The organism is Halomonas sp. MS1 (assembly GCF_024182575.1).
In the GTDB taxonomy this organism is placed as follows: Bacteria; Pseudomonadota; Gammaproteobacteria; order Pseudomonadales; family Halomonadaceae; genus Vreelandella.
Genome location: NZ_CP098926.1, coordinates 4,051,170 through 4,062,915 on the forward strand (window position 1 = coordinate 4,051,170; position 11,746 = coordinate 4,062,915).

The window sequence follows — 11,746 nt, forward strand, 5'->3', positions numbered from 1 at the left end:
CCAAGAGTCAGCATATGCGTCAGGCATGGATCCATATGGATTAAGCGATTAACCCTAAAAGCCACGGTGCGGCATAAAGCGTCATGAACTGAACGCCATAGTTGACGCCCCAACGGTTGAGTAGACCTGCCATCAGTGCCAGCACCATCACGCCCAAAATGCCCATTACTCCGGCATCCATATAGGCAAGCAGCATGACCAGCGAGAAGAACATCGCCAGGAACGCTTCGTGAGGAATGTGCTTGAACACAAAGATGCAGATACACCGCGCGTACCGAACCGCAATCGGGTAGGTAATCAGCAAAGCGACACCGGCACCCAAAATGCTGGCGATGGTAATTTCAGAAAAACTCATCAAGTGGTGAGCATTCTGCTCGAGCGTCAGTACCGGCGGGGCGTTGAAGAAGGCGTTGCCCGGGCCAATCGCCATCGGGCTCATCGGTATGCCTAGTGCCGCTAAGGGAATCAAGATGCCCGCGATGTAAGAGGCGTTGGTGACGGCATCCATTGAAGATAGCGCGCGACTAGCCTTATTGACCGTACCTTTCACCCAGCTCGACATTACTTCGCCCAGAAAGATCGTGATGCCGACCGGGCTCATGAAGAATGTGACCGAACCCAGGACAGAGCTAGCTGCGGCCGAGGCGGTTTCCTGACGCGTCAGAATGCGAAACGGATTGGGTAGCTGCCCTTTCTCATCGTTACCGTAGATCTGGATCTGCTTGGGCTCAGACTCCGCCATTTTATGGCGCTCACTGTTGACCGTGAGCTGTGCCAGATTAAACATCATCGGGCCAATGGTGATGCCCAAGAAGAACGAGATGAATACAGTCTGCCCTTCCGGAATGACGCCCATCCCCCAATACAGGTGCCGCAAGCCCTGAATCAATGCTGCCAGTAGCACAATACTGATCAGGCTGATGACTTTCTCCTTGCTCATCAGGGCAAGAAATACGGCCCCACCAAAGAAGATCTGGCTGGCATACTGGCCAAGCACATCGGCTAGGGGTGTCAATAGAAAAGCCAGAAACAGACTAATGGGGATCGCCACCAGCGTACCGATGACCGAACCGGACGCCATTTTACGAATCGCCAGGGTGGCATGACCTTCACGCTTCAAGATCAGTGCGTGCTCAACCATAGGTGCCGACATCACCCCTCCCGGTATACCGGCTACCGAAACGGGAATGGAGTCGGTCAGCTTCTTGGCAACAATGGCCGCCATAAAGAAAGCCAGCACCACGGGAAGCGGTATGCCCGCGACCACCAGCGCCAGCGTTACCGGAGCCAGTACGGCGGTTTCATCGGTACCCGGTGCAACACCAATCGCGGTATAAACGATGACGGCAATGATCGCAGCCGCCAACATTTGAAGTAATAAGACGGGATCCATGACTACTTATCCTCACCGGTTTGCAGCTGCCGCTTAGGGCGAAACAGCAGCGCATTGATGAAGAAGCCCAGAATAGCGCCGCTCAACCCAAGAATAAGAGGAAGCGGAGGCTGCGCTGGAGCAAGCAGATAGCCGCCTAGTGTTAACGGCGTCGAAATACACAGTGACAGCAGAAGATCTCTCCCACTCACCGAGTCATCCCACACATTGAGAAACCGATTCTTCTTTTCAGACATAGCGTGTCTCCTTGAATTTATTATGGATGTGTCTTTTTTAATGGAGCACATGATGGGTAAACTTGCTGAGTACTGATAGGTACAGTTGGCGAGATTGTACGAAGTACTGTACCCATCAAAAGACAGGTACACTGATTTCACCGGGCTTAACCCGTTTTGCGGAAGATACGGATCATGTCGAAATCCAGACACGTGGCCGACACCATTCTCAAGGCTATCAACGAAGGCCGCCTTGCCCCAGGGGCTAGGCTCGCTTCTATACGCGAAGCCGCCCGGCAGCATGGAGTGTCAAAAAACACCATTGTGGATGCTTATGATCAGTTAATTGCGCTGGGCAGGTTGCGCGCCCGCCAAGGGGCAGGCTTTTTTGTTACGCAGCCACCCGCGCTTGAAGCGCGGGAAAAGACCTACGAGCTAAAGGAAGCCGTCGATAGCGTCTCGCTTCTGAGGGAGCAGTTGGTAGGTAACTTTCAGGTACGGGTAGGCGACGGCCGAGCGCCCGCCAGCTGGATGGGCGGCGCGGCGCTTGCGCGGCAAGCCAAGCGATTAACGTCTATCGGCAATGATGATATCGAGTATGGAGCCCCTCAAGGGTATCTCCCACTGCGTGAAACGATTGCCAGGGTGTTGGCTGGACGCTCCATCCATGCCTCCCATGAACAGGTACTGCTGACCTTCGGCGCCAATCACGCCTTCGATCTGATTATTCGCCACCTAATCTCCCCGGGCGACCGCGTCCTGGTGGAAACGCCCGGCTATTACCCGCTGTTTGGCAAGCTGCGCCTGGCCAAGGCCAAGCTGATTGGCGTTTCGCGCAGCCACGATGGGCTGGACCTAGATGACCTGGAGCGCAAGATTATTCAATATCGCCCCAATGTTTTCTTTCTCCAGCCTAATGCCCATAACCCGACGGGCTCTACCCTTTCACTTAACCAGCTGTATCGGCTACTGACACTCGCAGAACGCTACAACCTGATTCTGGTAGAAGACGACGCCTTCGCTGATCTACTCCACCGAGGAAGCGCTCACTTGGCAGCACTGGATGACCTGAGTCGCGTGATTTACGTCGGTACATTTTCCAAGACGCTTTCCACCGGCATTCGCTCGGGTTACTTGGCGGCCAACCCTGGGCTGGTTAATGCACTTACCGATATCAAAATGGTGACTGTCGTTAACAGCTCCACCTTCAGCGAGCGCCTGATTCACGACATGATTGCCCACGGGCGTTACCGCCGTCACTTGGTACAGCTTCGCGAACGTATTACCAAGGCCAGTGCCAGTACGATTACTGCATTGAAAGAAGTGGGACTTGAGAATATAGAGGGGCCTGGTGAAGGTTATTACTTATGGGCGCGCCTGCCGAATAATATCGACGCGATGCAACTTGCCAAAATAGCCTCGGACGAAGGTATTTTCATCGCGCCTGGCAGTATCTTTTCACTACGCCCTAATGGGCCGGATGCATCGTCTATGCGTATGCATATTGCCTATGCCAATGATCATCGGTTTTTGGGATTTCTTGAGCGTTTTTTGGGGTAGGGTTGGGCTCCTGGCAAGTCTAGAACTATAAGTAAACATATAAATCTAAAAGATTTTATATACAAACTCGAAAAGTATACCGTTGCGTATACCAGTGCCCCTAGGCGCAACCCGCTAAAAGAAAAGCTTATCATTGGATTATATCAATCACTGCTAATTCTGTTTTAGCATATATGGGCTGCTCACGGCCAAGAGCGGTCTTTGAGATAGTGCTGATATAACGCTTCAAGCTGCGGCACGAAGCGTCCGACAGCCTTGACTTGTTAGGCTGGCTGGACATCTTTATGCCTGTATGAAAAAGCGTTTTCTGTGATAAATTCCTCATTCTTTATCGCTTCATTTAGCATCCTCAGCAATGAAAACTGCAACTGATGTCTTAGCGCATTGTTGCAGGGGCATTGTTCATGGTGATCTACTCGCTCCCAGACATTATGATTATCTTTATAAATCCAACCAACATTTGTGCCCACACCATCAACAATATTGCTTGGGTGAGAGACAACTAATCCTGATACCGAAATATATCCTTCCTCATTAACCGAAACATGTATTCCTTTTTCGTAAACATATTCCTCTTGCTCCTCCACTATCTTTACCAACCCATCTATCTCAACAACAAAGTCACCATGCCTTTCCAGAGCCTCGCTAACAAGATCTATGTCGAAAGGTTTATCGGTATTAGCGTAATATGAGAATTGTGGGAGCTTGTAAAAAATAAGATCCTTAAATGGATTATTCGAATCGTCTCTATTATCAGAAACCCAAAAATTCTCGTACAGCGTTATATGTGGAGGGAGATGCTTTATAAAGTTATCTTCATAATCCGGGATTTCCAAACCTCTTCGAAACACAGGTATTGGGCTATCGATATGCATTTTTTCCCACGGCAAACTTAGAAGCGTTCTTAAAACAAAGTCTTCTTTTCTTGATGGAAAAACATCTGAGACATCATTTATTCGCTGCTTCTCACAATAGTCTTTCAACACACTACTCGACACTTCGATGTGTGAAGTAATAACTTGAGGTGGCAACCGGTCGTTCAAATTACCCACTAAACATGCTTGCTGAGCGTGGAATCTAAGCCTGCCTTCATCCTCTTTTAGAGAAGCGAGATCATGAATCTTTATACCCAGGGTTTCTAACGCCAAGCAATCTACAATATAGATATGCCCGACTCCCTCAGGCTGACTATGCTTTGCGTCTTTATGAACCAGCCATACAGGATTCTCATGTATATCTTCACTCATATGAATAGACTTAGACTCCTCATATGCATTTGAAGCAAACCAACATGCAATCGAAGAAGATTTAGTTAAATCCACATAAAATGATCTCCAGCCGTAGTGCTGCAGTATTGCCTGGGACAGCTCTAAATCCATATCAAAGTAGTCCGCACCGGAAAAACCACGAATCATAGCTTTAGCGTAATGCGTCCACTTAAACATAACATCTGGAATACAGCCATGCCTGCTGAAAGATGTAGGAATGCTCGTGAATCCGTTAGAGTCCACATAATGCTTTACTTGACCTCGAAACAAATAACCGCTTTTATATTTTAGAAAATGAGTTTCTAGCTCATCCACGCTTTTAATAATAGTAGCCATAGTACTTAACCTCGGAGGTCTAACGTTTGGTTAAGGGGCGGGCTTTAGGCCGTCCCAGTGAGCGAAGCGAAAGATTTGAACCACTTGCTAGGCTCTACCTGATATTAGGTTTAATATTTCACTTGCTCTTGTAAAAGTAATAACTTCATCTTTATGTTCAATAAGTATTCCAGCAATGCTTGTTTCACCAGCAAGATTTTCGGCGTTTAATATATTTTCAGAAGTAATTGGAACATAAAAACAAGGAGCCCCGCTCATTCCTCTAAGTCCTATGGAATTCTTCTCCACAAGCTCCTCACTTAAAGACACCTTCTCTCCCCACTTGTAAAAAAAATGAGGGCTCTCAGGGTGATTTATTTTTTCTCCCTTCGCACTAATATTATATAGATGAACCTTTAGAGCTACCAGTTTTCCGGCTTTACTCTTAGGGCTTATCCCTTTTTTGTTTTTCGAGTTTGGGAAACCAATGCTCACACATACATCCGGTATATCTACCCTATCAAATATAGAGCAGACCATCGCATCTATACCACTGCTCACGCCCCCGACCCTAATTATGAATAAATCTTTTTCCGTACAAAAGATAGGGGTTTCATTATTAGCCGTTAGCTCCCCAAGTGTGAAGCAGCGGCCTTTCTTATTTAAGAATAAAGTAGATCCCATCTCAACTGAGTTTTTAATCACGTGACAAGCTGTCACTAGATAAATCGAATGTTTTATATTTATGAAAAATGCTGTTCCTACATGATCAGGCTTTGCTCTAATATTTTCTGGCTGAGAATATACAGCGAGAATATTTTCCTCAAATTGATGAGTAGACTTATCACCTTTTTCAATTATCAGCTTAACAATATCATCATGCGAAGGAGTTTCGCTCATAACTTTAAACCCATATTCATAGCCTAATGTCGCCATAATTTGCCGCATGGAGCGCAGCGTAAGGCGGTCAAATTAATGGTCGTGTTAGGCATTAATCCGAATTGTATATTGAATGATATCCAACTCTTCTTTTAGCAAAGTCTCAATAAGGTAATAGCGATCAGACATATCCAAATCTTTAGCTAGAAAAGCAAAAGCATCTCGTGGCAATGAGTTTTTCATCAAGCCAGCTTCACGCAGGTAATGACTTATCATCGCTCTAAATTTTCTTGAACGCCAAGTAAAGCCAAATAGCTGGGGTAAACTCTGCAAAACCGAAAGACTGATGTCTTCTCGGCTTCCAGTCTCTAATGTTCTATCAATAAGCTCGCTTAGATATTCAAGCAAATCTCTAGGCAAACCTTTCAACTCCTCAACTTCGCTATGGAACGCCAAACAATTCATAGCCTTATCGTATGTGTAGTGGTGACTAGCTCCTTTATCTTTAATTTCTCTATGAGGAACAATTACGATTGAGTCTCTAAATGTACGGATAGCCTGCAACGGGTAACTCATTCCATAAACTCTATCTTTAACGTTTTGCCGTATATACATCCATGGAACGTTAAATTCATTTTTTTTAAGTGACGTTAAGTTTCTAGACTTATAAAACAATGGTGCAACATAGGCTGCGGAACTTTTTTTCGACAGCTCCCAGATGGCATTATGCTGATCATAGCCACCGGTATTTCTATCTTTATGCAGAGAAAATCCTAGAAAGCCTTTATCGAAAGCCTGACTAAAGACTTGTTTCCTATCTGAACTTAATTTGCCATTAAATGCAGGTGTGTAGAAACTTGAACGCTTAAATTGTAAGTAGAAAGGGACTATTGAAGTTAAAACGCCATCATAGCCAAGCTCTCTTTCTCTATCCTGTGAAATACGTGAAATTTCCATAAATTTCTTATTTCGACCGTAAGAGGAAGTAGAAATCAAAGTTTCCACAGCTGAAATATAGTCTTCCTCGATAAATTCAGCTTTTAGAATGTTTGTTGTCATTTATCTAACTCAATCAGTACGATTATATTAATGCTGCCTAACGCCGTTTTAAGCGGCGAGAAACAGTTTGCTAAAATGTGAAACGAAGTGGAACTGAGCAAACTGTTACGAGTCTGACTTTAAAACCTTGTTATGTATCGCTTCGCTCTGAATTACGATAAATTTCCTGAGCAAAAGAGTCCATGTAAGATGATATTTTGGGAGAAAGCCTTTCATAAACGTCGTCCAAATTAGCAAACTGATCGCCTTGTACCCAACCTAGCCCCTGATGATTATTAGCCAATTTTTCAGAAACATGACCAACATGCTTGATTGCATTATTTAACTCTCTTAGTTCATTAAATGCTTCGAAATTGTTAACTGACTCTAACGTGAAAGGAAGCGCTGATTTTAATGAATTTATATTGAACAATTTTTTCGAGTCAATGGATGGAAGATGCCATTCGACAACTCTTTTTGTATGGATTTCTACGAGCTTAAACAACGCTGTAACAGCCAATTCATTCGCAAGGTTCTTTACTTGTGCTGCTAGGTAATATTGATCATCGAGAACATTTTTGTACTCTTCAACATCTCTGGCATCTATAAAATTATCTGGCGACAATTCAGTCCATTCACGATCAACTTTACCTTCCCAGTCAGAAATTGATTTTCTTACCAGCTCTCTGAACTCACCTATCGCCTCATCATTAATTCTTCGGTGATGATTTTCTAACATTTTGCTGAAACTAATGCCCATAACCTTCCTTAGATACATAACAGTGTATTAGACGGCGCGTTCTATGATTGAATGAACGTGCTGGCACTTTTCCCCGGTAAATGCAGCCTGCCAGTCTCTTCTAAGCCTAAGCCTAAGCCTAAGCCTATGATTTTTTAAATGAATCAACTTTAATTAGGCTATATATCCAAAATTCGCGCGCTTACTGCATTTCCTGGCATGTCCGCTCAGGGTCGAAAACAGACTTCTAGCAAGGTGTCTGATCGCAGTAACCGACTCCGCTTACTTTTATTCAGCAACCTGCAACTGTCAAAATATAATTAGCCTAAAAACTAGCAGATAATGATTGCTGCCGTCATTAGAAATTAGTCGTCTAGCTCTGGTTTCACTATGGACAGGCGCGTGATGCCGCCACTTATTGTGAATACCGGCCTCCCTGATCATGGTTAATTCGTCGGTTTCCTGACAGTCTAAAATCACCAACCGCCTATTTCGCAGGCCGCTTATTACGCAGGCCGCTTAGCCAGCAGTGCCCAAACACCCGCCGAAGACAGTAGCGTTCCGCCCACAATATTGAAACGGCGCTGGGCGCGGCGTGAGGCAAGCATTTTGCGCACGGATGAGGCAAACACCGCGTAAAGCGTGGCATTGAGTGTCGCTAACGCCACGAACGTGACTGCCAAAATCCACAATTGCTGCCCCGCATTAGCACCAGGGCTGACAAATTGCGGCAAAAAGGCGACGAAGAAGATGATGCCCTTGGGGTTCAGTGCCGTTACCAAATAGGTATTGGTGAACAGCTTCCAGCGCGACCCTGATACGGCGGGTGTTACCGGCTGAACCGACGATATCCCGGCACGCAATAGCTTTATACCCATATAGAGCAGGTATAAACCGCCAATCCATTTGATAACGGTGAACCAAAACGCCGAAGCGGCCAAAACAGCACCCAAGCCAAGTAGCGAAAAAATCAGCGCCGTGGAATCGCCTAATGCAACCGCAGCGACAAGCGGAATATTAGCGCGTCGGCCTTGGGCGATGGAGTAGCTGACAACCGTCAAAATCGTCGGCCCAGGAATAGCGAGCAAGGCCACGGATGCAAGCGCAAAGGCAAACCAAATTTCGATAGACATAGGACAGCACCTTAGACGTAGTAATGACTAAGTTAGCATAAGCCTCGGTAGGCTGGAGTCCCCCATTAGCAACGCCCTCTGAGATCCCCACTATTTTGACGATGTGAGCTCCCCTGGTGGTCGAGCTCGCACCGCCTTTTTAACTAAATAAATATAAAACGTTGACGAAATATAAAAATGTAGATATTTTTTAAGCGTAGGTTATTTATTCAGTCGGTTCTTTTTCACCCTTTTGCTAAAGAGAGGCGTCCAATGAACGCTCCAGCCACTATCCCCGCACAGCAGCATCATGGTTTCACCCTTGGCCGCTCACCGCAGTCGGACCGCTTACTGCAACTGAGCTTCCCTAAGGAAACAGTGAAAGCGTTTCTTGACGCCGTGTCGGAATGGCCGGTTCAGGCACTGGAATATAAGTCTTTCCTGCGTTTTCGAGTGGCCAAGATTCTTGATGACCTGTGTAAGAACACCTTGCAGCCGGTGTTGATCGATACCATGGTGGATCGGGATACGGGAGCGTTTCTGGTGACGCCAGAAGGGCTGGATCAGGTTGAGCAGGCTGACGAGATGGTGATATTCGCCACGGCTGTGTCTCACCTGATGGGACGCTCTAACTACGATGCCATGAGCGGCCAGTACTATGCGCGGTTTGTGGTGAAGAACGTCGATAACTCAGACAGCTACCTACGTCAGCCGCACCGCGTGATGGAGCTGCATAACGACGGCACGTTCGTGGAGCAGGACACCGATTACGTGCTGATGATGAAAGTTGACGAACAGAACATGCAAGGCGGCAACTCGTTACTGTTGCACCTTGATGACTGGGAAGGGTTAGACAGTTTCTACTCTCACCCACTGGCGCGTCGTGACATGCGCTGGACCGCGCCACCGAGCAAGAATGTTGATCGCGATATCTACCACCCCGTGTTCGATGTGGACACCGAGGGTCGCCCGATCATGGCCTACATTGACCAGTTCGTTCAGCCGAAGGACTTTGAAGAAGGCAACTGGCTAGCTGATCTGTCTGATTCGCTGGAAGGTAGCCAACATCAGCTATCGGTTCCGGTCGCTACTGGCAGCTTCCTGCTGATTAACAATCACTTCTGGCTGCATGGTCGCGATCGCTTCACCCCGCACCCTGACCTGCGTCGTGAGTTGATGCGTCAGCGTGGCTATTTCACCCATGCCAAAACACTACGTCAGCCGCGTCAGGTATAATCATTTAGAATAAGCTGGCCACTGCCATGACGGTGGCCATTTTCCCTTGGCTACCGAGACGCCTATGTACGACTACATTATTATCGGGGGCGGCATTCTTGGGCTGTCGACTGCCATGCAGCTGATCCGCGCCTATCCTGACAAGAAGATGCTGCTGGTTGAGAAAGAGGATGGCCCTGCCCGCCATCAAACAGGCCACAACAGTGGCGTGATTCATGCAGGAGTTTACTACACGCCAGGCAGTTTAAAGGCGCGTTTTTGTTTAGAGGGCAACCTCGCCACCAAGGCGTTTTGTGACGAACATAGCATTGCCTACGACGAATGCGGCAAGCTGCTGGTCGCCACGAATGACCTCGAACTCCAGCGTATGAAAGCATTATGGGAGCGTACAGAGGCTAATGGCTTGGAGCGGTATTGGCTGACGGCAGAAGAACTGCACGAACGTGAGCCTAACATCACCGGCGTCGGCGGTATCTTTGTTCCTTCCAGCGGTATCGTCAATTACGCTGAAGTGGCTGCCGCCATGGGCCGCGAATTCGAAGCCGCTGGCGGTGAGATCCGCTACACCACGTCAGTCACCGGCTTAAGTGAGCGAACCAATGAGGTAGTGGTATCCACCAGCCAGGGGGATTTCTCTACCCGCTACATGGTGTCCTGCTCTGGCCTGATGGCAGACCGCGTGGTACGTATGCTGGGTATCGAGCCAGACTTTACGATCTGTCCGTTCCGCGGCGAGTACTTCCGACTACCTGCACAGCACAATCAAATTGTTAATCACCTGATCTACCCGATTCCAGACCCTTCGATGCCGTTTCTTGGTGTTCACCTGACACGCATGATTGACGGCAGCGTGACGGTCGGCCCTAATGCTGTGCTGGCTTGGAAACGTGAAGGCTACCGAAAAACCGATGTGTCGCTATCCGACACGCTAGCCATGCTGCGCCACCGCGGCATCCGCCAGGTGCTGAAAGACAACCTGCGTCCTGGGCTTTCCGAGTTTAAGAACTCAATCTATAAAAAAGGCTACCTCCAGCAAGTGCGTAAGTACTGCCCAAGCTTAACGCTTGCTGATCTTGAGCCTTACCCGGCTGGCGTGCGTGCCCAAGCGGTGTCCAACGATGGCAAGCTGGTCGACGACTTCCTGTTCGTCAACACGCCACGTACTGTCAACGTGTGTAACGCACCCTCGCCTGCGGCGACGTCTGCCATTCCCATTGGCGCGTATATCGTAGAGAAAGTTAAGCAGCAGGTTGGCGATAGCGCTGCCGTAGTGAGCTAAGAGCCCACCAAGCTGATTAGTAACAAGCCTATTTCGGGCGCATAGTTTGCGTCCGAAATAGTCTTAAGCGGTTACTTAACCAGCGCCGTGTAACGCCATCAGCATAGCCTGCATCATAAGAGAAGAGTCCTTCCTAAGCAGCACTGGCTGCCCCGTTGCCATAAATCCAGACGACCGATACAAGCAAACTGCCGCCTCATTGCTGGTTGTAACGTCAAGCGCGAGACACTCACACTCTTTATCTATCGCCCAGGTTTTAATTTCACCCAGAAGCGCCTTGGCGATGCCTTGCCCTCTTGCCGCAGGCGAAACCCACATTTGGTAGATGTGAGCGGTTTCCACCTCTGGCGCATGTATCACCCCCCAAGCAAGCCCCATCGCCCGGCCACCCTGCTCTGCCACTAACGGAAAAGCCACAAGCCCCCGCGCGTTAAGATCTAAGCGCGCTTGCCAATCAGCATCCGACAATACAGATTCCTGCTCGTAAGTGGCACCAAACGAGTCAGGGGAATCCTTGAGCGATTCCAGCCTGACGGACTTGTACAGCGCCCAATCTTCTGGGTTAAGTACTTTGATGTTGAAGTTGTTCATATAGGGGATTTGCTGCATGGTGTGTTGGTCTTGGATGGTTCAGGGCACTCCATCAGACATTATAAGCTTGCTACAAGCCGCTTTGGCCAGTCTCCGGCCGAGACTGCGTTAAAACGCAGCG

The 11,746-nt window shown here is 48.0% G+C and carries 11 protein-coding genes; 3 read left to right on the forward strand and 8 right to left on the reverse strand.

The genetic code is table 11. The features are described from left to right. Positions 1–40 precede the first annotated feature (40 nt). Both NF683_RS18770 and NF683_RS18775 read right to left on the reverse strand, forming a co-directional pair. Positions 41–1,393 (reverse strand): tripartite tricarboxylate transporter permease, encoded by a 1,353-nt coding sequence (locus NF683_RS18770; protein WP_253920703.1) that lies wholly within the window; start codon positions 1,391–1,393, stop codon positions 41–43. Positions 1,394–1,395: 2 nt separating this feature from the next. Continuing rightward, the gene (locus NF683_RS18775) at positions 1,396–1,629 is read right to left on the reverse strand and encodes a hypothetical protein (protein WP_089038592.1); all 234 of its coding nucleotides are present in this window, start codon (positions 1,627–1,629) and stop codon (positions 1,396–1,398) included. A 174-nt stretch (positions 1,630–1,803) separates the two neighbouring features. Between NF683_RS18775 and NF683_RS18780 the strand changes: the two genes are divergently transcribed. Continuing rightward, positions 1,804–3,168, forward strand: coding sequence for an aminotransferase-like domain-containing protein (locus NF683_RS18780; protein WP_253920704.1), 1,365 nt, complete (start codon positions 1,804–1,806; stop codon positions 3,166–3,168). A 263-nt stretch (positions 3,169–3,431) separates the two neighbouring features. Here NF683_RS18780 and NF683_RS18785 read toward each other — a convergent pair whose 3' ends face one another. The 5 genes from NF683_RS18785 to NF683_RS18805 form a co-directional block, all read right to left on the reverse strand. Further along, entirely contained in the window at positions 3,432–4,772 is a 1,341-nt protein-coding gene (locus NF683_RS18785; RefSeq protein ID WP_253920705.1) for a hypothetical protein, read from the reverse strand. An 87-nt stretch (positions 4,773–4,859) separates the two neighbouring features. Next, on the reverse strand, positions 4,860–5,687 hold the full coding sequence (locus NF683_RS18790) for a hypothetical protein (RefSeq protein ID WP_253920706.1): 828 nt from the start codon (positions 5,685–5,687) through the stop codon (positions 4,860–4,862). A gap of 48 nt (positions 5,688–5,735) precedes the next feature. Continuing rightward, on the reverse strand, positions 5,736–6,689 hold the full coding sequence (locus NF683_RS18795; protein ID WP_253920707.1) for a hypothetical protein: 954 nt from the start codon (positions 6,687–6,689) through the stop codon (positions 5,736–5,738). Between the two features lie 130 nt (positions 6,690–6,819). Beyond that, positions 6,820–7,428: a hypothetical protein gene (locus NF683_RS18800; RefSeq protein WP_253920708.1), complete on the reverse strand. Its 609-nt coding sequence runs from the start codon at positions 7,426–7,428 to the stop codon at positions 6,820–6,822. A gap of 485 nt (positions 7,429–7,913) precedes the next feature. Beyond that, positions 7,914–8,540: a LysE family translocator gene (locus tag NF683_RS18805; protein ID WP_038485060.1), complete on the reverse strand. Its 627-nt coding sequence runs from the start codon at positions 8,538–8,540 to the stop codon at positions 7,914–7,916. 252 nt (positions 8,541–8,792) lie between these two features. On the opposite strand from NF683_RS18805, the gene glaH reads away from it, so the two are divergent. Both glaH and lhgO read left to right on the forward strand, forming a co-directional pair. Further along, positions 8,793–9,755 (forward strand): glutarate dioxygenase GlaH, encoded by a 963-nt coding sequence (glaH, locus tag NF683_RS18810; RefSeq protein WP_253920709.1) that lies wholly within the window; start codon positions 8,793–8,795, stop codon positions 9,753–9,755. 64 nt (positions 9,756–9,819) lie between these two features. Continuing rightward, positions 9,820–11,034 (forward strand): L-2-hydroxyglutarate oxidase, encoded by a 1,215-nt coding sequence (gene lhgO, locus NF683_RS18815; protein WP_253920710.1) that lies wholly within the window; start codon positions 9,820–9,822, stop codon positions 11,032–11,034. Positions 11,035–11,109: 75 nt separating this feature from the next. On the opposite strand, the gene NF683_RS18820 is transcribed toward lhgO, so the two are convergent. After that, positions 11,110–11,643 (reverse strand): GNAT family N-acetyltransferase, encoded by a 534-nt coding sequence (locus NF683_RS18820; protein ID WP_253920711.1) that lies wholly within the window; start codon positions 11,641–11,643, stop codon positions 11,110–11,112. Between the last annotated feature and the right edge of the window lie 103 nt (positions 11,644–11,746).